Origin of the sequence: Rubellimicrobium mesophilum DSM 19309, assembly GCF_000600335.2 — a bacterium.
Lineage (GTDB): Bacteria > Pseudomonadota > Alphaproteobacteria > Rhodobacterales > Rhodobacteraceae > Rubellimicrobium > Rubellimicrobium mesophilum.
Genome location: NZ_KK088604.1, coordinates 1 through 22,694 on the forward strand (window position 1 = coordinate 1; position 22,694 = coordinate 22,694).

The 22,694-nt window shown below is 68.5% G+C and carries 20 protein-coding genes, 1 tRNA gene and 5 pseudogenes; 10 read left to right on the forward strand and 16 right to left on the reverse strand.

All coding sequences use genetic code 11. From position 1 onward, the window contains the following. Positions 1 to 196 (forward strand): annotated as a pseudogene (locus RUMESO_RS18355) (IS5/IS1182 family transposase); the annotation flags it as partial. Between the two features lie 28 nt (positions 197 to 224). Here the strand turns inward: RUMESO_RS18355 and RUMESO_RS18360 are convergent. Further along, positions 225 to 545, reverse strand: coding sequence for a hypothetical protein (locus RUMESO_RS18360; protein WP_037282186.1), 321 nt, complete (start codon positions 543 to 545; stop codon positions 225 to 227). A gap of 413 nt (positions 546 to 958) precedes the next feature. On the opposite strand from RUMESO_RS18360, the gene RUMESO_RS18365 reads away from it, so the two are divergent. Next, positions 959 to 1,213, forward strand: coding sequence for a hypothetical protein (locus RUMESO_RS18365; RefSeq protein ID WP_037282189.1), 255 nt, complete (start codon positions 959 to 961; stop codon positions 1,211 to 1,213). A gap of 42 nt (positions 1,214 to 1,255) precedes the next feature. Here RUMESO_RS18365 and RUMESO_RS18370 read toward each other — a convergent pair whose 3' ends face one another. The 5 genes from RUMESO_RS18370 to RUMESO_RS28215 all read right to left on the reverse strand — a co-directional run bounded on the left by RUMESO_RS18370 (position 1,256) and on the right by RUMESO_RS28215 (position 5,598). Continuing rightward, on the reverse strand, positions 1,256 to 1,435 hold the full coding sequence (locus tag RUMESO_RS18370; RefSeq protein WP_037282191.1) for a YheV family putative zinc ribbon protein: 180 nt from the start codon (positions 1,433 to 1,435) through the stop codon (positions 1,256 to 1,258). A 22-nt stretch (positions 1,436 to 1,457) separates the two neighbouring features. After that, positions 1,458 to 1,697, reverse strand: a complete 240-nt coding sequence (locus RUMESO_RS18375; RefSeq protein WP_037282193.1) for a hypothetical protein — start codon at positions 1,695 to 1,697, stop codon at positions 1,458 to 1,460. 111 nt (positions 1,698 to 1,808) lie between these two features. Further along, entirely contained in the window at positions 1,809 to 3,008 is a 1,200-nt protein-coding gene (locus tag RUMESO_RS18380) for a calcium-binding protein (RefSeq protein ID WP_051521482.1), read from the reverse strand. A gap of 300 nt (positions 3,009 to 3,308) precedes the next feature. After that, positions 3,309 to 4,850 (reverse strand): calcium-binding protein, encoded by a 1,542-nt coding sequence (locus RUMESO_RS18385; protein WP_051521483.1) that lies wholly within the window; start codon positions 4,848 to 4,850, stop codon positions 3,309 to 3,311. 196 nt (positions 4,851 to 5,046) lie between these two features. Continuing rightward, a complete protein-coding gene (locus RUMESO_RS28215; RefSeq protein ID WP_156363018.1) occupies positions 5,047 to 5,598 on the reverse strand; it encodes an OB-fold nucleic acid binding domain-containing protein in 552 nt (183 codons plus the stop codon). On the opposite strand from RUMESO_RS28215, the pseudogene RUMESO_RS28220 reads away from it, so the two are divergent. Beyond that, positions 5,551 to 5,658, forward strand: a pseudogene (locus tag RUMESO_RS28220) (IS110 family transposase); the annotation flags it as partial. The gene RUMESO_RS28215 and the pseudogene RUMESO_RS28220 overlap by 48 nt on opposite strands. Before the next feature lie 278 nt (positions 5,659 to 5,936). Here the strand turns inward: RUMESO_RS28220 and RUMESO_RS18395 are convergent. Then, positions 5,937 to 6,013: transfer RNA gene (locus RUMESO_RS18395), tRNA-Met, on the reverse strand. A gap of 161 nt (positions 6,014 to 6,174) precedes the next feature. Here RUMESO_RS18395 and RUMESO_RS18400 point away from each other — a divergent pair. Beyond that, the gene (locus RUMESO_RS18400; protein ID WP_037282195.1) at positions 6,175 to 7,587 is read left to right on the forward strand and encodes an FAD-binding oxidoreductase; all 1,413 of its coding nucleotides are present in this window, start codon (positions 6,175 to 6,177) and stop codon (positions 7,585 to 7,587) included. A gap of 95 nt (positions 7,588 to 7,682) precedes the next feature. On the opposite strand, the gene hemC is transcribed toward RUMESO_RS18400, so the two are convergent. Further along, positions 7,683 to 8,606, reverse strand: a complete 924-nt coding sequence (gene hemC, locus RUMESO_RS18405) for a hydroxymethylbilane synthase (protein ID WP_082484291.1) — start codon at positions 8,604 to 8,606, stop codon at positions 7,683 to 7,685. A gap of 138 nt (positions 8,607 to 8,744) precedes the next feature. Here hemC and RUMESO_RS18410 point away from each other — a divergent pair, with 138 nt between their 5' ends. Together RUMESO_RS18410 and hemE are read left to right on the forward strand one after the other, a co-directional pair. Further along, the gene (locus RUMESO_RS18410) at positions 8,745 to 8,993 is read left to right on the forward strand and encodes a hypothetical protein (RefSeq protein WP_037282198.1); all 249 of its coding nucleotides are present in this window, start codon (positions 8,745 to 8,747) and stop codon (positions 8,991 to 8,993) included. Positions 8,994 to 9,024: 31 nt separating this feature from the next. After that, positions 9,025 to 10,056: a uroporphyrinogen decarboxylase gene (gene hemE, locus RUMESO_RS18415; RefSeq protein WP_037282199.1), complete on the forward strand. Its 1,032-nt coding sequence runs from the start codon at positions 9,025 to 9,027 to the stop codon at positions 10,054 to 10,056. Here hemE and RUMESO_RS18420 read toward each other — a convergent pair. Both RUMESO_RS18420 and hemF read right to left on the reverse strand, forming a co-directional pair. Beyond that, a complete protein-coding gene (locus RUMESO_RS18420; protein ID WP_037282201.1) occupies positions 10,053 to 11,108 on the reverse strand; it encodes a hypothetical protein in 1,056 nt (351 codons plus the stop codon). The genes hemE and RUMESO_RS18420 overlap by 4 nt on opposite strands. A 92-nt stretch (positions 11,109 to 11,200) precedes the next feature. Further along, positions 11,201 to 12,092, reverse strand: a pseudogene (gene hemF, locus RUMESO_RS18425) (oxygen-dependent coproporphyrinogen oxidase). Positions 12,093 to 12,180: 88 nt separating this feature from the next. On the opposite strand from hemF, the gene RUMESO_RS18430 reads away from it, so the two are divergent. Further along, the gene (locus RUMESO_RS18430; RefSeq protein ID WP_037282202.1) at positions 12,181 to 12,573 is read left to right on the forward strand and encodes a VHS/ENTH/ANTH domain-containing protein; all 393 of its coding nucleotides are present in this window, start codon (positions 12,181 to 12,183) and stop codon (positions 12,571 to 12,573) included. Here the strand turns inward: RUMESO_RS18430 and RUMESO_RS18435 are convergent. After that, entirely contained in the window at positions 12,561 to 13,580 is a 1,020-nt protein-coding gene (locus tag RUMESO_RS18435; protein ID WP_051521484.1) for a class I SAM-dependent methyltransferase, read from the reverse strand. The two genes, RUMESO_RS18430 and RUMESO_RS18435, sit on opposite strands and share 13 nt — an antisense overlap. A 3-nt stretch (positions 13,581 to 13,583) precedes the next feature. Next, positions 13,584 to 13,928, reverse strand: coding sequence for an ATP-dependent Clp protease adapter ClpS (clpS, locus tag RUMESO_RS18440; RefSeq protein WP_156363023.1), 345 nt, complete (start codon positions 13,926 to 13,928; stop codon positions 13,584 to 13,586). 113 nt (positions 13,929 to 14,041) lie between these two features. On the opposite strand from clpS, the pseudogene RUMESO_RS18445 reads away from it, so the two are divergent. The 3 genes and pseudogenes from RUMESO_RS18445 to RUMESO_RS28645 all read left to right on the forward strand — a co-directional run bounded on the left by RUMESO_RS18445 (position 14,042) and on the right by RUMESO_RS28645 (position 16,377). Next, positions 14,042 to 14,741 (forward strand): annotated as a pseudogene (locus RUMESO_RS18445) (HAD family hydrolase). A 241-nt stretch (positions 14,742 to 14,982) separates the two neighbouring features. Then, positions 14,983 to 16,053: a D-alanyl-D-alanine carboxypeptidase family protein gene (locus tag RUMESO_RS18450; RefSeq protein ID WP_425414926.1), complete on the forward strand. Its 1,071-nt coding sequence runs from the start codon at positions 14,983 to 14,985 to the stop codon at positions 16,051 to 16,053. A gap of 198 nt (positions 16,054 to 16,251) precedes the next feature. Further along, on the forward strand, positions 16,252 to 16,377 hold the full coding sequence (locus tag RUMESO_RS28645) for a hypothetical protein (protein ID WP_425414927.1): 126 nt from the start codon (positions 16,252 to 16,254) through the stop codon (positions 16,375 to 16,377). Positions 16,378 to 16,589: 212 nt separating this feature from the next. On the opposite strand, the gene RUMESO_RS18455 is transcribed toward RUMESO_RS28645, so the two are convergent. The 4 genes and pseudogenes from RUMESO_RS18455 to RUMESO_RS18470 all read right to left on the reverse strand — a co-directional run bounded on the left by RUMESO_RS18455 (position 16,590) and on the right by RUMESO_RS18470 (position 22,518). Then, positions 16,590 to 18,209, reverse strand: a complete 1,620-nt coding sequence (locus tag RUMESO_RS18455; protein WP_037282205.1) for an ABC transporter ATP-binding protein — start codon at positions 18,207 to 18,209, stop codon at positions 16,590 to 16,592. Continuing rightward, a pseudogene (locus RUMESO_RS18460) lies at positions 18,206 to 19,431 on the reverse strand (ABC transporter permease). Before RUMESO_RS18460 ends, RUMESO_RS18455 begins: the two are co-directional and overlap by 4 nt. A gap of 3 nt (positions 19,432 to 19,434) precedes the next feature. Further along, entirely contained in the window at positions 19,435 to 20,517 is a 1,083-nt protein-coding gene (locus RUMESO_RS18465; RefSeq protein WP_037282206.1) for a microcin C ABC transporter permease YejB, read from the reverse strand. Positions 20,518 to 20,544: 27 nt separating this feature from the next. Continuing rightward, the gene (locus tag RUMESO_RS18470; RefSeq protein ID WP_082484292.1) at positions 20,545 to 22,518 is read right to left on the reverse strand and encodes an extracellular solute-binding protein; all 1,974 of its coding nucleotides are present in this window, start codon (positions 22,516 to 22,518) and stop codon (positions 20,545 to 20,547) included. Positions 22,519 to 22,694 lie beyond the last annotated feature (176 nt).

Consider the following 22,694-nt stretch of genomic DNA (forward strand, 5'->3'; position numbering starts at 1 on the left):
CCGGGCCTTCTGGAAACGGCTGACGGGCTATCACGCCCGAAGTCGGATCGAAGCCCAGATGCTCCGCCTCAAAGCCTTTGGGGACCGCATCGCCTCACGCGACCCCGACCGCCAAGCCGCCGAGATCCACACCCGCATCGCCCTGATGAACCGCTTTTCAGCCCTGGGCAGGGCGGAGATCGTGCGCGCCGTCTGAACCGAAGGGGAAAGGGCCAAGCTCGGCCTCAGACCGAGTTATGCAACAACGCCTTCCCGATCCTCTTCTCGAGGACAAGATACAGGAACACCTCAGGCATCTTCTCGAGCGGGCGGATCAGGTGGATCTGCTTGCCCATGCCGATCAGGATCTCCTCGACGCGCTCATTGGACCCGAGCAGCTCCATGGCCTGAAGCTTGGCCTTGACCACCTGGGTGTTAAGAGCGGCGGCGGCTTCCATGTCGATCTGGCCACCCCCTTCCGACGCGATCATGAGCCCCGAGTCGCTGTCCACGAGGCAGGCCCCGACAAAGCCCTCGATGTCATTGGCGGCGGAGAGATCGGCCATGTCTGCGTCCCGCTTTGGTGCTGGAGTGGCGGAGCCATCGTGCCCCGATCGGAGACAATCTGCTCCGACCCTGGGGCAAAAGTTGGGCGAAAGCTACCTGGCTTCGGCCCTCGACGTCAGGAGCGTCGGAGCGCAGGCCCGCGCGGGACCAGGGCGGCCGTCTCGAGTAAAGGAGAGGGTCCCAGCAACGGCCCGCGTCGTCGCCACCCGTTCGAGCGTGGCGCGAAGCCGCGAGGCGTAAAGCCCCGCCTTGCCGCCCTAGCGGCAGGTCAACAGGCCGAGCGGCGTGAGGCGGGCCGGGTCACCGCCCTGGTGGAATGGGACACCGTCGGCATGGCTCAACCGCATTCCGGTCATCCTTTCGGACGGATTGGGCGCTCAGGTCTCGCTTCGAAAGACCCAAGGACGACGACATGGCCTACCGCCCCCTGAACCGCGCCCGGCTTCTCGAGATCGCCCCCTCCGATCGCCTGGCTTTTCTCGAGGCGGCCAAGCGCGAGATCGACGCGGACATCGTGCGGCTCCAGACGGGCAAGATGCGGATCTGGAGTGGCCGCTCCCGGCGCTACCACCTCCAGCTCCTCTTCTCGCGCCGGCAGAAGCTCGCAGCCCTGGCCCAAGAGGCTGGATATGGCGACTGGACCCTCGAGCCCACCGAGACGATGTGAGCTCAACCTGCCCCGCTGTTCGGGAGGATGGGACATGGGCGCTTACTGGTCAGCCGCGTCTCCGCGCCGGCTCCAGTCGAGCCGCGCCAGGTTCAGATCGGGATATCGCTTGGTCGAGTGGCCGCAGTAGGCGCAGTAGATGCGAAAGCGACCGTCCTCGGCCTCATAGCAGACCCCGTCACCCTCCCTACAGGCCGGACAGGCGTTGTCCCCCGAGGTCATGGCGCGCTGTTCTTCCTCAGCCTCACCCCTGGTCACCCCGGTCGGCCCTGCTCGACTGAGCAAGCGCCGCAATGGCATCCGCGACCCGCTGGGCCGCAACGGACCAGGTCCGCAGCAGTTCGCTTTGATGGGCGGAGTGGGTCTCGTCGGCCTCGTCCTGCCATTTCCGGGCCATACGACTGGCTTCTGTGCAGGCCTCCTGCAGCGCCTTGATGCGCGCCTCCGCGAGGGCCGCGTCCGTAGCCTTGCTTAGGTCCGTCACCTGCCTGCCTCCCGTGATCAACCCCAGACCCCCCAGCCCGTGAGCTCCAGCCCTACAAGACGGTACCGGCGGTCACGACATGCGGCCGCCTATCTCGGTGGAGACTCAGTTTTAGATCAGTAGAATGTCGTGATGCGTCATCGAGGCGTTGGCCTGAAGATCTGCGACAAGCGTGAACCCGCCATGTTTGTCGCCGTTCTTATCGAACCAGAGGGTCTTGTCGCTGGTGTCGAAGATGAAGCGCACGTGGCGATCCTCAGCCTGATGATCGTCGCCGATCTGAAAATGGTCACGATCTAGCTTGCCTTGACGCAGACCGCCTCTGAAGTGCGAAGCGTCAATGACAATCTTGTCATTGTTGCCCCTTACGCTGCCGAAATCGGCGATCGTGTCACCGCTGGACCTCTTTGTTGAAAAGATGAATTCATCGTTACCTTTACCGCCAACGAGCCTGTCATCCCCACCTTCGGACACGTCGAGTTTGTCCCGACCTGCCAGACCCTTGAGGACGTTGTCTCCGGCATTACCGATGAGAGTGTTGGCAAGTTCGTTGCCCCTTCCATCGATGTCGTCTTTCCCGGTGAGCACAAGGTTCTCGATATTGACAGCGAGCTTATGGGTGATCTCTGCGGTGACCATGTCGGTGCCTTCACCTGGGCGCTCAACCACAGTGTCGCTGCCGTCGGCCAGATAGGTGTCGTCACCCGTGCCACCCTCAAGCCAGTCCACTCCCGCTAAGCCAAGCAGCGTGTCATTCCCGGCCTCGCCGACGAGCGTATCGTCGCCGCCGTCGCCCGAGAGCCAGTCCCCGCCGTCGCCGCCAAAGAGCTGGTCGTCTCCGTCCGACCCGTCCAAATGATCATCTCCACCGTATCCCCGCGCAAGGTCCGCGTCTTCGGACAGGTAGAATGAGTCGTCGCCGGCGAACGCCGCAGCAACCAGCACGTAGTCGTCAGCAGTCGAATAGGTGTGCATCGCGTTCTGCAGCGAAGCAGCAGAAATTGAAAAACCGTGAGCCCCCCACCATTCCTCGTAGTCGAAGCCAAACCCGATATGCTGGTAGATAGCATCTACGCTGCCAGCGTACATCTCACCTGTGACGTCGCTGTATCCTATGAAGTCGCTATAGAGTTCGGTCCACCCTTCGACCCCGAAGATTTCGTAGTAATAATCGAGGCTGTCTGCGTAAATGTCGCCGTCTATACTGAAGAATTCGTTGTCCCAGAAGTCGGTGGAATAAGTTGCCCTGAAAAGCCGGCCCAGATCCAGGGTGTCCATATCGAAAGCAAAATTCGCATAGAGTTCGGCCATCTACCCTCCCAGCACGGTTACACGGACCGCTGTTCCAACTGCACATGGGCCAAGTGACTGCGGTGTAGGCCCGCCCTATGCGCGAGACGCCGTAGTGGGTTCATTGCTAGTGTGCCAATTGGCTGCGGTCTAGCACTTGCGTCGCCATGCGCCGCTCCTCGGCCCCGCTGGACGATGATAGAACGGGCCGGAAGCGGCGAGCCGCCTTACCCGAAGAGGCGGCTCAGGCCGCTGGCGAGGGCAGATAGCCGCGCTGGCGGAGCCAATCTCGCAGTCCTTGGCAGGTAGCCAGAAGCCACCCTACACCACCAGAATGTCCGCATTGGTGACGCTGGCTCCCGCCTGCAGGTCCGCAACCATGGTGAGCCCGCCGCCAACGTTGCCGTTGCTGTCGAACCAGAGCGTGGCGTCCGTGGTCCGGAAGATGAAGCGATCGTCGGCATCCCGGGCCAGGTTGTCGGCCCGGATCTGGAAGCGGGAGGCTGAGAGGATCCCTGCTGCCAAACCAGCGCCAAAGCCCGCAGCGCTGATGCGGAAGGCGTCGTTGTCCCCGCTCACGTTGTGGAAGTCGGTGATGACGTCGCCCGCCTCGGTAGGACTCGAGAACACGAACACATCGTTGCCCAGTCCCCCGGTCAAGGTGTCCTTCGCAGCGCCTCCGCTCAGGGTGTCCTGGCCGCCTGAGCCGATCAGGAGGTCCGAGCCCCCCGCCCCCGCGAGCGTGTTGTTGGCCATGTTGCCGGTCAGGCGGTTCGCAAGAGAGTTCCCGGTGCCGCTCACGGCCGAGCTGCCGGTCAGCACAAGATTCTCAAGCTGAGCTCCAAGCGTCAGGCTCACCGCCGAGTTCACCTGGTCGGTGCCTCCAGCGGCGAGTTCCACCAGCGTGTCCCCGGCACCAGTGAGTACATAGGTATCGTTGCCCCCGCCGCCCTCCAAGCGGTCAGCACCGGCCCCGCCATCCAGGATGTCAGCCCCATCGCGGCCATGGAGCGTGTTGTTGGCCCCATTGCCGACGAGGGTGTCCGCTCCGGAGGAGCCAATGATCGCCTCGAAGCCGGTGTAGACGTCCCCAAGTGCCGTGCCCTTGTTGCGGGTCGGATCGGTCAGCGAAACGACGACAGCCGGGCCGCCGCCGAAGTCGAGCGTGTCCTGCCCGGCGCCACCATCGAGCACCTCCTTGGCCGTGCCGGGCTGGGCAAGGTCGACACCGCCGCCAAGGAGGATGCGGCCGTCGACCGTGCCGCCCCGTCCGTCATAAAGGTCGTTGCCCAAGCCGAGCGAGACATCGCCATAGATGTAGCCCCGGTTGACGACCTCTTCCCGAGCGTCGAGTGCCTCGTGGACAGCGATGGCGGCCTCTGTTCCATTCACCGTCCCATAGTTGGTGAACACCACCGTGTCCGCCACGGACGAGCTGTCCCCCAGGTCGCGGAAGAGCCCCACGAGGTTGCCTGTGACATTGCCGCGGTTCACAAAGGTCGAGGTCGTACCATTGCCGCCCATCAGCCGCACGGCCGTGTCATAGCCCATGATGAAGCCGTCGTTCTCGACCGACAGCCCGCCTCCCTGGACGTCGAGACCCCGGGCATACTCCGGGGCATTCGCACCAATCGTGCCCAGCCCGCCGACCGTGACAGTCGCATTGTCGCCAACGATCCAGGCCCCCGTCCCATAGCCCAGGACCTCGCCGAACACGTTGAGGTCGGCATCATTCATCCACATGCCGATGGCAACACTGTCGATGGAGCAGACACCCACGCCCTCAAGAACGTCGATGTCCTCGGTGTAGGTGCCCAGCACAATGCCTTGGCCATAAAGAGTGTGGTCAACGACGTAGGTCATGAAACAGCTGCCTCGAAACGGAATGCCTGGAACACTTGCGATGTGGCACGGTCAACTGCCCCGGCCAAGGTCAGGGATTCCTGCCCTGTCTCAAGCTCGCGTCTTGGTCGATCAGGTTCTTCAGGATCGCCCTTGGGTGGCCATGGGCAACCAGTCGCTTAAGAGGCGGTGAGCGCTGCGCGAGAGGTCCGAGTACCTACCGGAAGTCCCGCGGCTTGATGCGGAGCGCTTCCAGCGAGAGGTCCGGGATGAAGATGTCGCGCGACCGCGGCCCGCCAGACCCCGCCCCGCGCCAGCGGTGGGCGTGCTCTCCAGGTCCCCCACCCTGCTCCTCCCCCCTGCCCTGCTGCGACGCTTCGGCCCCGTCCCGCTCGCCCAAGCTGTCGAGTAGGCCGGACAGATCGTGGAGCCGGCGCGCGACGATGTGGACCACCTCGCCCTCGCGCTGGACCTGGCCCTCCACGCCCAGCATCCGCGCGCTGAGCACCTCCCGGCGCTGCGCCTCGACAAGCTGCGGCCAGATCACCAGGTTCGCCACCCCTGTCTCGTCCTCGATCGTGATAAACACCACGCCGCTGGCCGAGCCAGGCTTCTGGCGCACGAGGACGAGCCGGCGTTGATGATGTGACCGCCCCCCGACGGCATCGATGTGCCAGGGTGGGTCTGCGACGATCCACAAGGGGGAGCGGTCACGGCGGAGATTACCACGGTCGGGCTCGACCTGGCCAAGAACGTATTCCAGGCGCATGGAGCCGACGCTTTGGGGCGTGCGGTGCTTCGCAAGAAGCTGCGGCGCGCGCAGGTGCTGGAGTCCAACGCCCCAGGGTTCGCCGGGACACCACTGAAGGCTTATTGAAGCCGATCGGAGGTGTTGAGATGACGGATGGAAAGCACGAAGGAGCCGCGGACGCGGAGACCTCAGGGATCGGAGCGTCTGGGGCTCCGGGCCGGGAGCGGCGGATCATAGCAGGCAGAAAGGAAGCCGTCGTGCTCGTTCTGTTATCCTAAGGTTATCCTGGAGGACCCCACTCGAGAGACAAGCTTGAGGTCCGTAGAAAATTATGCAGTCATATGAAATCTTTATACTGGTAGCGGAGGAGGGATTTGAACCCCCGACACACGGATTATGATTCCGCTGCTCTAACCAACTGAGCTACTCCGCCACGGGCCGGGGACTTAAGGTGCGCGAGGCCCGGCGTCAACGGGCAAAGTGGGCACCCATCCTCGCGCGGACCCTCCGCCGGAGGCCGCCCCGATCCTCGTCGCCCCTTCCGGTCGGCCGCCGTTTCCGCCATGACGGCAGCCGCGGGAGCGGGAGGTCGCCATGCAACTCTTCGAGGACATCGCCGGGGTCGTGGGCGCGGCCCAGCTCATGCGGGGCGAGGACGCCGCCCCCTGGGCGCGCGACTGGACCGGCGCCTATCATGGCCGCCCCCTCGCCGTGGTCCGGCCGGGCTCCACGGAGGAGGTCTCGCGCGTCCTCGCGCTCGCCCATGCCACGAGCACCCCGGTCGTCCCCGCCTCGGGCCGCACGGGCCTCACCGGCGCCACCCACGCCGAGGGCGCGCTCGTCCTCTCGCTCGACCGCATGAGCCGCATCCGCGCCATCAAGCCCGGCCCCCGGGTCGCGGTCGTGGAGGCGGGCGTCGTCCTCTCCACACTCCACGAGGCCGCCGAATCCCACGGCCTCCTCTTCCCCCTCACCTTCGGCGCCAAGGGCTCGGCCATGATCGGCGGCGCGCTCTCCACCAACGCCGGCGGCTCCAACGTCCTGCGCTACGGCTCCACCCGCGACCTCTGCCTGGGGCTCGAGGTGGTGCTGGCCGACGGCCGCGTCCTCGACCTCATGTCCGAGCTCCACAAGGACAACGCGGGCTACGCGCTCCGCCATCTCTTCATCGGCGCCGAGGGCACGCTCGGCGTCATCACGGCCGCCGCCCTGAAGCTCGTCCCCCGCCCCCGCGCCTATGCGACGGCCATGGTCGCGGTCCCCTCGGTCGGGGCCGCCCTCGACCTCCTGGCCCGGCTGCGCGAGGCGACCGGAGGGGCCGTCGAGGCCTTCGAGTACATGCCCCGCATGTTCATCGAGGGCCATGTCGCCAAGATGCGGGGGGCCCGCGAGCCCTTCGACCGGCCCTACGAGCACAACATCATGGTCGAGGTCGGCGCCACCGCGCCCCGCGACGCGGACCCGCTCCCCGACGGCACGATCCCCGTCGTGACCCGGCTCGAGGACACCCTCGCCGCCCTCATGGAGCAGGGCCGCATCCTCGACGCCACCGTCGCCCGCAGCGAAGGGCAGCGCCGCGAGATGTGGGCGCGTCGCGAATCCGCCGCCGAGATCACCCACGACCGCCATCCCTTCGTGGACACGGACGTCGCGCTCCCCCTCGACCGCGTGGAGGAGTTCCTGGCCCTCGCCCGCCGGCGCCTGCACGAGATCGACCCGGGGGCGGAGGATTTCATCGTGGCCCATCTCGGCGACGGCAACGTCCACTACTCGGCCTACCCGACGCGCGACGACCCCGACCATTCCGAGGCCATCCGCTCCGCCGTGGACGCGGCGGCGGTCTCGCTCGGCGGCAGCTTCTCGGCCGAGCACGGGATCGGCCTGATGAAGCTCCCCTCCATGCGCGTCCACAAGGACCCCGTCGCGCTCGAGGTCATGCGGGGGATCAAGGCCGCGCTCGATCCCAAGGGCATCCTGAACCCCGGCAAGGTGGTCCCGACCTCCTGAGGGCAGACCCCGGCCCTCCCCGGGTCGTGACGCCCCGAAGGCCCCCTGGCCCGCAGGGGACGAGCGGCGCGCGGGCCAGCGCCCGCCGCCTCGCCTCAGCCGAAGAAGCCCGGCCCCGCCTCGCCCAGCAGCCGCTCGGCCATCGCGCGACCCATCTCGGCCCCCTCGGCGACGGCGCCCGTCACGTCGTCCGCCAGCACCCGGCTCCCGTCCGGCCGCAGGATCTCCCCCCGCAGCCGCAGCCGGTCCCCGTCCAGCTCCGCGAGCCCCGCGATGGGCGTCTGGCAGGACCCGTCGAGCCGCCGCAGGAATCCCCGCTCGGCCGCGAGCCTCTGCCCCGTCGGCTCGTGGTGGATCGGCGCCAGCATCTCGCGCACCCGGTCGTCCGCGCTCCGCCGCTCGATCCCGATCGCCCCCTGCGCGATGGCGGGCAGCATGGCGTCGGGCGGGATCGGCCGCGCCGGGACCTCGGCGTAGCCCAGCCGGTTCAGCCCCGCCATGGCGAGGAAGGTCGCCTCAGCGATCCCCTGCGAGAGCTTCGACAGCCGCGTCTGCACGTTCCCCCGGAACTCGACGACCTTCAGGTCCGGCCGCCGCGCCAAAAGCTGCGCCCGCCGCCGCAGCGAGGAGGTCCCGACCGTGGCCCCCTCCGGCAGGTCGGCGATCCCGGCGTGCTCGGTCAGCGTCACGAAGGCGTCCCGCGTGTCCTCGCGCGGCAGGAAGCAGTCGAGCGCCAGCCCCTCGGGCTGCTCGGTCGGCATGTCCTTCATCGAGTGGACGGCGATGTCCACCTCGCCCGACAGCAGCGCCTCCTCGATCTCCTTGGTGAAGAGCCCCTTCCCCCCCGCCTCGCGGAGCGAGCGGTCCTGGATCACGTCGCCGGTGACGCGGATCACCACGATCTCGAAGGCCGCCTCGGGCAGGCCCGTGGCCTCCCTCAGCCGGTCGCGGGTCTCATGGGCCTGGGCCAGCGCCAGCGGCGAGCCGCGCGTGCCGATGCGGAGGAGGTCCTGGGTCATGGGGCGGGACATACGCCCGGGAGGAGAAAGGGGGCAATGATACGAGCGAGCCCGTTCAATCGTAGGCGCGCGCGATGGGTCCGCTGACATCGCGTCACGCGCGCCTAAATGCCTCGTGCGTAGCTCATGGAGGAACTCGTGGCCGTTGGCGTCAGCAAGCAAGGGAACAGCGTGTATCTGGACCTCGGCGTCTGGTACGATGCCGAACAGGATCAGATCCATCTGACGGCCAGGGACGTGCCGGGCTTCCATACGACCGTGGGGCGGAACCCGGCCAGCAAGCGTGGGCACCCGAACCTCTTCGGCAAGCTGGCGAGGGCGTTGAGGGACGCGGGCGCTCCCCATCCCGTGATCGAGGACGCGGCGGACGACGCCGGCCCCGCTTGACAGCCCCGCCCGCCGCGGGCACCCCACGCTCATGACCCGGAAAACCATCCTGCGCGCCCTCGCGGGCGAGGCCCTGCCCACGCCGCCCATCTGGATGATGCGCCAGGCGGGCCGCTACCTCCCCGAATACCGCGCCACGCGCGAGCGGGCGGGGAGCTTCCTCGACCTCTGCTACAATCCCGACCTCGCCGCCGAGGTCACGCTCCAGCCCATCCGCCGCTTCGGCTTCGACGCCGCGATCCTCTTCGCGGACATCCTCCTCGTCCCCCAGGCCCTCGGCCTTGACCTCGCCTTCGAGACCGGCGAGGGCCCCCGCCTCTCCACCATCACGACCGAGGCCGACCTCGCGCGCCTGAGACCCGTGGACGCCATCCACGACACCCTCTCCCCCGTCTACGAGACCGTCCGCATCCTCGCCGGGGCGCTCCCGAAGGAGACGACGCTCATCGGCTTCGCCGGCGCCCCCTGGACGGTGGCGACCTACATGATCGCCGGGCGCGGCACCCCCGACCAGGGCCCGGCCCATGCGCTGAAGGCCGCGAACCGCCCCCTCTTCGAGGCGATCCTCGACCGCCTGACCGAGGCCACCATCCTCTACCTGTCCAAGCAGGTCGAGGCCGGCGCCGAGGTCGTGAAGCTCTTCGACTCCTGGGCCGGCTCCCTCCAGGGCGAGGACTTCGCCGCCTACGCCCTCGCCCCCGCCGCCCGCATCACGCGGGCGCTCAAGGAGCGCCACCCCGGCCTCCCCGTCATCGCCTTCCCGCGCGGCGCCGGCCCCCGCTACGAGGGCGCCCACGCGGCCACCGGCGCGGATTGCATCGCCCTCGACGATGGCGTGACCCCCGAATGGGCGGCCGAGCACGTCCAGCCCGCCGGCTGCGTCCAGGGCAACCTCGCCTCTCCCCACCTCGTCACCGGCGGCGCGGCGCTGATCGAGGAGACCCGCCGCGTGGTCCGCGCCTTCGCGAACGGCCCCCACATCTTCAACCTCGGCCACGGCATCACGCCCGACGCCAGCATCGACAACGTCCACCGCATGATCGACACGGTGCGCGAGGGCTAGAGCGACTCCGACCGCTGGGGCTGAAGCACCGCGACCTCCATCCGGGCGAACCTGTCGGGTATGATCCGTTCGGAGAACCCGGCGATCGTCGACCATATCAGCAGTTGGGCGAAATCCGTGGACACGAGGTTGAAGTCCTCGGAGCTGGTCTGCCCGGCGGCGGCGAAGCTGGACCCGAACCGCTGCCAGACATGCGAGTCGGCCGTCCAGTCCGGGAAGAAGTCGCCATCGACCACTTGGCCGACGATGAGGAAATACATCACCAGGGCGCCCAAGGTGCCGATGATCAGACGCAGGATGATCGCGAAGTGGGAGAACTCCGTGGCGATCTCCTCGGCGCCGATCGTGGCCAGCACTCTTTGGAACAGGATCATGCGTGAAAGGAACGCGCCGGCCAATCCGCACCACATCACCGCGATCATGTGATACGGGCCCAGATTCTCGAGCGCGTCACGGTAGTAGAAGTAGGCCAGCAGCAGCACCGATGGAACGATGAGCACGCACCCGTAAAGATTCAGCCTTCGGGCCGCTTTCCGCCGGTGGAACTGATCGAGGCTCCGTCTCTGATCCGCTCGTTGCAGTTCCCTCACAAGGGTTATGTAGATCGTGCGGCGCGTGGCGGCGTCCGCGTCATCCCTGTCGAAGGCCGTTCTCAGGTCCGCGTAACTGGGCAGGCGAAGCTGCCTGGCCCTCGCGAACCGCCCTTCGGCCTCGTCCCTGATCTCGTCGTCGCTCATGAGCAGAGCCAATCTCTGCTCCGCCTCGTAGAGGCGCAGGAAGTCGGGAGATTCCTTTTCGGACGGCCTCCTCAACAACTCCTTAACGACAGGGTCCTGGTCCTCCAAACCGCCCTGGTCTGCCAACCGCCGCTCGATTCGGCTGCAAAGAACGTCGAGACCGACCTTGTAGGTCGACCAGGGCTTTCGCTTCGCCTCGTCGCGCTCCTTCGCAAAGGAATGGCGCCACTGGACGAAAGGCTCGTTCCAAGTCTCCAGGATGCCCGCCTCCTCGGAGACCCCGCGCGTGGGAGGCGCTTCAACAGCCTTCAGCATCGGCGAGCTCCCGGGACGACGCGAGTTGGCTCAAGGCGATCCTACCATGCCGGACCTACTTCCGGCAATCGCCCATAAGTTGTGACGCCCCCTCATGCCCACTTCGCCAGCGGCGGCAGGCTCATCAGCACCGCCTCCGCGTCGTGCCCCGAGGCCAGCCCGAACTTCGTCCCCCGGTCGTAGACGAGGTTGAACTCCGCATAGAGCCCCCGGTGGATCAACTGCCGGTCCCGATCGGCCTCGGACCAGGCCTGCCCCGCCCGCTTCTCCACCAGCGGCACCCAGGCCGGCAGGAACGCCGCCCCGATGTCGTGGATCATGGCCCAGTCCCGCTCCCAGTCGCCCGAGTTCTGGTCGTCGAGGAAGATGCCCCCCACGCCCCGCGCCCGTCCCCGGTGCGGCACGAAGAAGTACTCGTCCGCCCAGGCCTTCTGGCGCGGATACTCCCCGTCCCCATGCGGCCGCAGCGCCTCCTCCAGCACGCGATGGAAATGCGCCGTGTCCTCAGGATACTCGATCGCCGGGTTGAGGTCGGTCCCGCCCCCGAACCACCAGGCGGCGGGCGTCCAGAACATCCGGGTGTTGAGATGCACCGCCGGGACCTGCGGGTTCCTCGGATGGCAGACGAGGCTTATGCCGCTCGCCCAGAACCTCGGGTCGTCCTCCACCCCCGGCACCCCTCGCGCCGCCATCGCCCTCTGCGCCTCGGCCCCGAGCACGCCGTGGACGGTGGAGACCCCCACGCCCATCTTCTCGATCACGCGCCCGCCCTTGAGCGTCGCCATGCCGGCCCGCCCCCGCGTCCGCCCCGTCCGGCGCGCTCCGCTTCGTCTCCCGGACCTGGAACCGCCCCGGCGCGAGTCCCTCGGCCCCGAAGGCCGGCCCCTCCTCCAGCGCCTCGACCGCCGCGACGATCCGGTCCCGCAGCTCCCCGAACCAGATCGCGGCCCGCGCCTTCTCCTCCGCCATCGCCTCCGAGACCATCGCGCCCTCCCCGCTATCCGATAACGGCCCTATCGCCCTTCCCGGACCCGCTCCGCAAGGCTAGGACTGGACCAACAGGAGACCACCCATGCGCCCACACGCCCCCCTCGCCCTGCTCGCCGCCCTTGCCCTCGCCGCCTGCGAGACGCCGCGCGAATCCTGCCTGTCCTCCGCCTCGCGCGACCTCACCATCGTCGAGTCGCTGATCCGCCAGACGCAGGGCAACATCAGCCGAGGCTACGCCATCGAGCGCGACCAGGAGGTGACGGTGGACCGAGACTTCTGCCGCGTGGAGCGCGAGGACGGCAGCATCCGCCTGCGCCCCTGCGACCGCACCCGCGTGGAGAACGTCCGCCGCCCCGTCGCCATCGACCTGAGGGCGGAGCAGGCCAAGCTCGACAGCCTCCTCGAACGCCGCGCGGCCCTCGCCTCCGAGACCGCCGCCCGACAGCAGGCCTGTATCGCCACCTACCCCGAGTGACGGCGACTCCGCTGCACGCCTGAGGGCCGGGCCGCCACCTTGGCCCGCACCGGCTGGCTCGCGTGGAGCAGCTTGAAGCCGGCGTCGCCCCCGATCTCCGCAACCTGCCGGAATCCCTCCTGCAAGGTCGCCTCGTAGGGCAGGTGCCGGTTCGCCACCACCCAGAGCTGGCCCGACGGCGTCAGCGCCTTGGCCGCCGCCGCGAGGAACGCCCGCCCGAGCCCCGGATCGGCCGCGCGTCCCGCATGGAAGGGCGGGTTCATGACGATCCCGTCATAGGGCCCCCGCGCCCCAACCGTCGCGTCCTCCCACAGGAACCGCGCCCGAGGGTCCGTCACGTTCAGCCGCGCGCAGTCCAGCGCCAGCCGCTCCGCCTCGATGAGGTCGACCGACTCCACCCTCTCGCGCGCCAGCACCGCGAGCGACAGCACCCCGATCCCGGCCCCGAAATCGGCCATCCGCTTCGGCAGCGTCGAAGGCAGGGCCTCCGCGAGCAGCAAGGACCCCCGGTCCGCCCCCTCCGCGCTGAACACCCCCGGCTGCGAGAACAGCCCGTCCGCCCCCTTCACCGGCCCCGGCAGCGCCCAGTCCTCGAAGCCGTCCCCACCGGCGAACCAGAAGAGCCGCCCATGCCCCTGCGTGAGGCCCTCGACCTCGCCGCGCCTCGCCCGGACCTCGCGCCAGACCGAATCCACCCCATCCGTCCGCTGCCCGTCCACGAGCACCATCGGCGCGAGCCGGGCGGCCTCGGCGATCAGCCCGCGCGCGAGAGTCTTGGAGCGCGGCACGCAGACCAGCGCGACGCCGGCCGGCCCCGCCTCCTCCACGACGCGCCACCCCGCGCCCGCCCAGGCGTCGCGGTCGGGCCGGAACGTGTGCCGGATCGCCACCCGCTCGGCCGGCAGCGCGCCCAGGTCCATGGCCATCGGCGGACGCAGCACGAGGATCTCCCCCTCGGGGAGCGCGAGGCCCCCGTCGAGGGCCGTCAGGAGTCTGGTTTTCGACATATGCTACGGAGCGGCCCCCGGCCTGCACTCCTTCTCCATGGTGCATTGCAGCGGATGCTGGTGCCGCTGGGCGAAGTCCATCACCAGCGCGACCTTGGTCTCCGCGATCTCGTACGAGTAGACCCCGACCACCGCGAGGCCCTTCTTGTGGACGGTCAGCATCAGGTCGAAGGCCTGGGCATGGCTCAGGCCGAAGAAGCGCTCCAGCACATGGACGACGAACTCCATCGGCGTGTAGTCGTCGTTGAGGATCAGCACCTTGTAGAGCGGTGGCCGCTGCGTCTTGGTGCGCGTCTCGAGCTTGACGCCGGTGCCGCCGTCCTTGTCCCGTCCGGGGCGGTCGGCCATGATGTGAGCTTGACCCGTCATCCTGGGTGACCTGACGCCTTCAAGGTTTGGAATTCCGTGTCCGACGAATATAAGGCCCCCATCCGGCCAAGAAAAGACGCGAGGCGGCGAGAGTGCGCTCCTGGACCATCGGCTTCGACGCGGACGACACGCTCTGGCACAACGAGCGCTTCTTCCGCGCCACCGAGGAGCGCTTCCTCGCCCTCCTCTCCGACCACATGGAAGGCCCCGGCCTCAAGGCCCGGCTGCTGGACGCCGAGCGCCGCAACCTCGGCCTTTTACGGCTTCGGGATCAAGGGCTTCGTCCTCTCCATGATCGAGACCGCCGTGGAGGCGACCGAGGGGCGCGTCCCCGGCGGCACCGTCAGCGAGATCCTCGCCATGGGCCGCGAGATGCTGGCCCACCCCATCGAACTCCTCCCCCATGCCCGCGAGGCGGTCGAGGCGGCGTCCGAGCTGGGCGAGGTCGTCCTCATCACCAAGGGCGACCTCCTCCACCAGGAGCAGAAGCTCGCGGCGAGCGGCCTGGGCGACCTCTTCGACGCGGTCGAGATCGTCAGCGACAAGACCCCCGCGACCTACCTCCGGGTCTTCGCGCGCCACGGCGGCCGCCACGCGATGATGGTCGGCAACTCGCTCAAGTCCGACGTGATCCCCGCCCTCGCCGCCGGCGCCTGGGGCGTCCACATCCCCCACGGCCTCACCTGGGAGCTGGAGGCCGCCGACGCCCCCCTGGGGCATCCCCGATTCCGGGAGATTCCCTCCCTGGGCGAGCTCCCCGCCCTCATCGGGATGCTGAGTCCCGCAGGGTGATGCAGCCGAGCCACAGCCGATTTTCTGCTTCGCGCTTGGGAACCGGTCCTGCCCTCGGGTCGCCCCAATCTATCGTAGGGGCCCTTGGGATCGGACCCCAGAGTTAGCGTGGAACATGACGATCCGACTGTAACGGATTTGTGCAAGACGCTTTTTCGACGCGCCGAGCCGTGCTAGCGTCTCTCCGACACGAGGTGGGCGGGCATGTATCCGTCCCCGGGGCGACAAAGGGGCAGTGACTATGGGCAGGCGTTTCGGGCTGTCAGCCTGGCTGGCAATCATTCTGATCGTGAACATCCTCGGAGCCGCCGCGGCCAAGGCGGCGCCTTACGCGGCCTTCGTCATGGACGCGCGGACGGGGCAGATCTTCTACTCCGAGAACGCCGAGACGCCGCTGCATCCGGCCTCGCTGACGAAGATGATGACGCTCTACCTCGCCTTCCAGGCGATCCAGCAGGGCGAGATCAGCCTCGACACCGAGGTGCGCATCGCCGCCGATGCCGCCGACGAGCCGCCCTCGCGCCTGGGCCTCCGCGAAGGGCAGACGATCCGCCTGCGCTACCTGCTGCGCGCCGCCGCCGTGAAGTCCGCCAACGACGCCGCCATGGCCATCGGCTATGCCATCGGCGGCTCCAGGGAAGGGTTCGCCGCCCGCATGAACGCCATGGCCGCCGCCATGGGCATGACCGGCACCCACTTCATGAACCCCAACGGCCTCGACAACCCGCAGCACCTGTCCACCGCGCGGGACATGAGCATCCTCGGCCGCCACCTCGTCTACGACTTCCCGCAGTACTACAACCTCTTCTCCCGCCGCACGGCGGACGCGGGCATCGCGCAGGTCAGCAGCACCAACCGCCGCTTCCTCGATTCCTACGAAGGCGCCGACGGCATCAAGACCGGCTTCACCAACGGCGCGGGCTACAACCTCGTGGCCTCGGCCCAGCGGGGCGAGGTGCGGATCATCGCCACCGTCTTCGGCGGCACCTCGACCGCCGACCGCAACGCCCGCGTGGCGCATCTCCTCGACATCGGCTTCTCCAAGGCCCCCGCCCATGCGGAGATCGTGATGACCGACCCGCCGGTCGCCGTCGTCCCGCCGGCCGGCGAGCCCGCGCAGGTCGCCGTCGCCGAGGCGCCGCAGGACCTCGGCCGCGTCAGCGGCCTGGTCGAGACCTCGCTGCGCCCCATGCCCCGCCCCGGCTCCACGGTCGTGGCCTTCGCCGCAGAGGTCCCCGAGAAGGACATCGAGGACACCCTGGCCGAGGCCCTGGCCCCGCCAAGGAGGAGGTCCCGACCGAGATCATCATGACCGCCGCCGCCATCCGACGCCCCGGCGCCGCCCGATCGGTGGACGCCCGAGCCCGAGGTCGTCACCCGCCTCTCCACCTCCGGCGGCTCGCTCTGGGGCATCAACCTGGGCAAGTTCCCCTCCCGCGACTCCGCCGAGCGCGAGCTGATCCGCGTCGCCCTCTCCGAGCCCACGACGCTCGGCGACGGCCTCCGCCGCGTGGTCCAGCGCTCGGGCGGCTTCGACGCCAACGTCATGGGCCTGACCCGCGACGAGGCCGACCTCGCCTGCCGCCGCCTCCAGTCGCGCGGCACCCAATGCTTCATGGTGGGCACGGAGGAGTAAGCCTCCTCCGACAGCATGGACTAGAGGGAGGGGGCCACGCGGCCCCCTTTCTTTCGTAGTCTTGGAGCGGGACGCGTGATCCGGATCGGCGCAGGGCGGGCTTCAGCCCGCCACGCGATCCTGACCAAGAACGGACGGCTCTCCAGCGGAGCATGGCGGGCCGAAGCCCACCATACGGCGCGCGCCCCTGAACCTGACAGGCGACTGGCCCCCTACTCCGCCGCCTGCGCGGTCGGAAAGGCCGCCGCCATCAGCGTCCGCGTGTAGTCGGTCCTGGGCGCCCCGAAGACCTCGGCCGCCGGCCCGGCCTCCACCACGTCCCCGTCCTTCATCACCAGCACCCGGTGCGCCATCGCCCGAATCACCTTCAGGTCGTGGCTGATGAACAGGAACGCCAGCCCGTGCCTCTGCTGCAGCCCACGGAGGAGCTGCACGATCTGCACCTGCACCGTCATGTCGAGCGCGCTCGTCGGCTCGTCCAGCACCATGAGGCGGGGCTTCAGGATCAGCGCCCGCGCGATGGCGATCCGCTGCCTCTGCCCGCCCGAGAACTCGTGCGGGTAGCGGTCCATCGTGGCGGGGTCGAGGCCCACCTCCCGCATCGTCTCGGCCACCATCTCGCGCCGGTCGCGCCCGGGCTCGACGCCGTGGACGCCCAGCCCTTCGGCGATGATCTCGCCCACCGTCATGCGGGGGCTCAGCGACCCGAAGGGGTCCTGGAAGACGATCTGCATCTCGCGCCGCAGGGGCCGCATCTCCCCCTGCCCCAGCCGCTCGATGTCGCGCCCGAGGAACACGATCCGCCCCGAGGTCGCGGGCAGCAGCCGCATGATGGCCAGAGCCAGGGTTGTCTTCCCCGACCCCGATTCGCCCACGATCCCGATGGTCTCGCCCGCACGCACGCTCAGCGTGGCGTCGTTCACCGCCTTGACGTGCCCTACCGTGCGCCGAAGGAGGCCCCGCTGGATCGGGAACCAGATGCGCAGGTTCTTCGTCTCCGCCACCGTCTCGGCGCTCGCGGGCACCGGCACGGGCACCCCCGTCTGCTCGGCGGCCAGCAGCTTCCGCGTGTAGGGATGCTGCGGATTCGCGAAGATCTCGCGCGCGGGGCCCTGCTCCACGATCTGCCCGCCCTGCATGACGCAAACCCGGTCGGCGATCTTCCTGACGATGCCGAGGTCATGCGTGATGAAGAGCATCGCCAGCCCCTCGTCCCGCTTCAGCTCGGCCAGGAGGTCGAGGATCTGCGCCTGGATCGTCACGTCGAGCGCGGTCGTGGGCTCGTCCGCCACCAGCAGCTCCGGCCCGTTCGCCAGCGCCATGGCGATCATCACCCGCTGCCGCTGCCCGCCCGAGAGCTGGTGCGGATAGGCCCCGAGCCGCTGCTCCGGGTTGCGGATGCCGACACGGGTCAGAAGCTCGAGGATGCGCGCCCGCGCCGCTGCCCCCGAAAGCCCCTGGTGGAGCGCTAGCGATTCGCCGAGCTGCCGCTCGATGGTGTGCAGCGGGTTCAGCGAGGTCATCGGCTCCTGGAAGATGAAGCTGATGTCGTTGCCGCGCACCCGCCGCAGCTCCCGCTCCGGCGCGCCGACCATCTCGCGGCCCATGTAGGTCACCGACCCCTCGGCCCGCGCGTTCTCGCCCAGAAGCTGCACGGTCGAGAGCGCCGTCACCGACTTGCCCGAGCCCGACTCGCCCACCAGGGCGACGGTCTCGCCCTTGTTGACGGTGAAGCTCACGCCCTTGACGGCATGGACGACGCCGCCGTCCTGCGCGAAGCGCACATGGAGGTCGCGGACGCGGAGGATCGGCTCGGACGGCGGCCCGCTCATCGGAACGTCTTTCTCGGGTCGAAGGCGTCCCGCACGCCCTCGAAGATGAACACGAGGAGCGCCAGCATGATCGCGAAGGTGAAGAAGGCCGTGAAGCCGAGCCAGGGCGCCTGCAGGTTCTGCTTGGCCTGCAAGGACAGCTCCCCCAGCGACGGCGCCGAGGAGGGCAGCCCGTAGCCCAGGAAGTCGAGCCCGGCGAGCGTCCCGATGGCCCCGGTCACGAGGAAGGGCAGCATCGTCACGGTGGCGACCATGGCGTTGGGCAGCAGGTGCCGGAACATGATCGTGCCGTTCCGGACCCCAGCGCCCGCGCCGCCCGCACGTATTCGAAGTTGCGCGCCCGCAGGAACTCGGCCCGCACCACGCCCACCAGCGCCGGCCAGCCGAAGAGGATCGTGAGCCCCACGAGCAGCCAGAAGCTGCGCCCGAGGATCGCGAAGACGATGATGATGACATAGAGCGAGGGCGTCCCCGACCAGATCTCGATGATCCGCTGGAAGATCAGGTCCACCCAGCCGCCGAAGAAGCCCTGCAGCGCCCCGGCCGTGATCCCGATCAGCGAGGCCGCCGCCGTGACGATCAGCGCGAAGACGACCGACAGGCGGAACCCGTAGATCACCCGAGCCAGCACGTCGCGCTTGGTGTCGTCGGTGCCGAGCCAGTTGTGCCGGTCGGGCGGCGAGGGCGCGACGCCCCGCACGTCCACGATGGTGTCGTAGCTGTAGGGGATGATCGGCCAAGCCATCCAGCCCTTCTGGAACTCCGGGTCCTGGATCGTCCCCGCCTTCGCCTGCTCGATCAGCCCCTCCGGGTCGTCGAAGCAGTCCACGAGGCCCCCGGTCTCGATCAGGCACTGCACCTCGATGTCCGAGTAGGCCGCCTCCGAGGGGAAGTCGCCGCCGAAATCCCGCTCCGAGTAGAAGGAGAAGATCGGCATCCTGAGCTCGCCCCGGTAGCTCAGCAGGATCGGCTTGTCGTTGGCGATGAACTCCGCGAACAGCGAGGCCACGAAGAGGATCGAGAAGACGATGAGCGACCAGTAGGCGCGCCCGTTGCGGCGGAAGTTGCGCCAGCGCCTCTGGTTCAGGGGCGAGAGCCAGGGCTTGCGCCGCTCCGGCAGGGGGGTGCCCAGGGGGTCGCGCAGCGGCTCGACCGGCGCAGGGACGGCGCCCGGCATGGGCTCCGGGATCATCGGCGGCTCGGGGGTGGGCTGGTAGGCCATGGCTCAGCCCCGGCTCTCGAAGTCGATCCGCGGATCGACGAGGACATAGGTCAGGTCCGAGATGATCCCGATGATGAGCCCCAGGAGCGAGAAGGCGAAGAGCGTCCCGAAGACGATGGGATAGTCCCGCGCCACCGCCGCCTCGAAGCCCAGCCGCCCCAGCCCGTCGAGCGAGAACAGCGTCTCGATGATGAGGCTTCCCCCGAAGAACACGCCGATGAAGAGGCCGGGGAAGCCCGCGATCACGATCAGCATGGCGTTGCGGAAGACGTGGCCGTAGAGCACCCGGCCCTCGGTCAGCCCCTTGGCGCGGGCGGTCATCACGTATTGCTTCTTCACTTCCTCGAGGAAGCTGTTCTTGGTCAGCAGGGTCAGCGTCGCGAAGGCCGAGATGGTCGAGGCGAAGACCGGCAGCGTGATGTGCCAGAAGTAGTCCAGCGCCTTGCCCACCATGCTCAGGTCCTCCCAGTTGTCCGAGGTGAGCCCCCGGAGCGGGAAGATGCGCCAGTAGCTCCCCCCGGCGAAGAGCACGATCAGCAGGATCGCGAAGAGGAACCCCGGGATCGCGTAGCCCACGATGATCGCGCCCGAGGTCCAGGTGTCGAAGGAGGAGCCGTCCCGCACCGCCTTGCGGATGCCGAGCGGGATCGACACGACATAGGCGATCAGCGTGGACCAGAGGCCCAGCGTGATCGACACCGGCATCTTCTCCAGCACCAGGTTCACCACGCTCTCGGACCGGAACCACGACTCGCCGAAGTCGAAGCGCATGTAGTCCCACATCATGTGCAGGAACCGCTCCAGCGGCGGCTTGTCGAAGCCGAACTGCTTCTCCAGCTCGGCGATGAACTCGGGCGGCAGGCCACGGGCGCCGACATAGCCGGTCTCCTGCCCTCCGGTCGCGACCTCGGCGTCGCCCCCGCCCCCGGCGATGTTCTGGAACACGTCCCCGCCGCCCTCGACCTCGGCGATGATCTGCTCGATCGGGCCGCCGGGGACGAACTGCACCAGGACGAAGTTGATGATCATGATCCCGAGCAGCGTCGGGATCACGAGGAGGAGACGGCGGAGGAGATACGCGCCCATCGGGCCTAGGACTCGCTCATGGAGGGGTCAGCGCAGCGCGCCGGCGTCGTGCAGGCGCTTCGCCCCGGCCTCGTCGTACCACCAGAAGTCGAGGTAGCCCAGCGAGTAGGGCGGGATCGTCTCGGGGTGGTCGTACATGTCCCAGTAGGCGACCCAGTGGTTGGCCTTGAACCAGGTCGGCACCTCGAAGAGGTCGTAGCGCAGGATGCGGTCGATGGCGCGCACGCCCGCCGCCATCTCCTCGCGGGTGGTGGCCTTGGCGACGTAGGGGATCAGCGCGTCCACGGCGGGGTTCGAATAGCTGGCCGGGTTGAAGATGTCGCCCACCCCCGACGAGCCGTAGCGCTGGCCCAGCGACTCCCCCTCCTCCAGGCTGTTGACGTAGCCGTCGTAGATCATGTCGAAGTCGAAGTTGTTGGTGCGCTCGGTGTACTGCGCGTCATCGACCCGGGTGTAGGTCGCGTCCACCCCTAGCGTCTTCAGGTTGTCCACGTAGGGCAGCAGGATGCGGTCGAAGGAGGGGTTCGAGCTCAGGAACTCGACCTGCAGCGTCTCGCCGGCGTCGTTGCGCAGGAGGCCGTCGTTCCCCGTGACCCAGCCCGCCTCCTCCAGGAGCGCCAGCGCCTTGCGCAGGTTGCCCCGGTCGAGCTGCCGCTCCCCGCTCTCGTGCGGCATGGTCACGGGCTCGGTCAGGATCTCGGGCGGCAGCTTGTCGGCGACGCTCTGGAGCAGCTCCAGCTCGCGCCCCCCGGGGACTCCCTGCGCCGCCAGGTCCGTCCCCTGCCAGAAGCTCGCGCGCTGCTCGAAGAGGCCGTATTGCAACGTCTCGTTGGTCCAGGTGAAGTTGTACATCAGCGCCAGGGCCTGCCGCACGCGGCGGTCCTGCAGCTTCTCCCGCGTCATGTTGAAGATGAAGCCCGAGGCCCCCGGCAGCGAGCCATCGTCCAGCGTCTCGCGCACGACGTAGCCCTGGTCGAGCGCCGGGAAGTCGTAGGCCGTCGCCCATTGCAGCGAGGAGTTCTCGAGCCGGAAGGTGTATTCGCCGGCCTTGAAGGCCTCCATGGCCGCCGTCGGGTCCGAGAAGTATTCGACGCGGATGCGGTCGAAGTTGTTGCGCCCCACGTTGATGGGCAGGTCCTGGCCCCAGTAGTCCGGGTTGCGCCGGTAGGTGATGCGCCGGTTCTGGTCGTAGCTGTCCAGCACGTAGGGCCCGGTCCCGGGCGAGATGTCGAAGCGGCTCTCGTCCAGACGGGCGCCGGTCCTGTCGTACCAGGCCTTGGAGAAGACGGGCGTGGCCGCCGCCTGCGGGATCGTGTCCTGCGGCGAGAAGTCGGGGCTGAAGTCGAACCTGACGGTGAGCGGGTCGATGACCTCGACGGTCGGGATCATCTTGCTGACCACGTAGCGGAAGGACTCGGTGCCCTGGGTGATGAGCAGGTCGTGGCTGAAGGCCACGTCCTCGGCGGTCATGGGCGTCCCGTCCGAGAAGGTGACGCCCGGGCGCAGGTGGAATATGACCCAGGACCGGTCGGCGGGATACTCGATGGTCTCGCAGAGCAGGCAGTAGAGCGAGCCGACCTCGTCGGCCGGGGCCTCCATGATGGATTCGTAGCCGACCGAGGACAGCGCCCCGGGGTTCCCCTCCTTGGTGGCGTAGGGGTTCATGTTGTCGAAGGTCCCCTGCGCCCAGATCGAGATCTCGCCGCCCTTGGGCGCGTCGGGGTTGACGTAGTCGTAATGCGCGAAGTCGGCCGGGTACTTGAGGTCGCCGAAGAAGTTGTAGCCGTGCGAGACGGTCGTCTGCTGGTCCGGGGCGGGCTGGTCGGCCGCCGTCGCCGCCGCGACCTGCGTCCCCTCGGCCGTCGCGGGCTCCGTGCCGGCCGCCGCCTCCTGCGCCCGCGCCTCCCAGGCCCAGAGGACGCCGGCCAGCGCCAGGAAGCTCAGCCCCAGGCGCGGCGAGGGCAGGCTTCGCGTCAGGGCAAGGGTCCGGGCCTGGGGCATGGCGACTCCTCTCTCGGGCCGCGCGGACGGCCTCTGTGGCATATGCCCCGCCATAGTGGGCGGGCGGCGGGGGGATTCAAGTTTATTGTGCGTGATGGGCCCGTGGGCCGGCCGTGAGGTCCGCCGCCCGCGCCGTCCCACGAAAAAGGGCCGCGCCCCCGCATGGGACGCGGCCC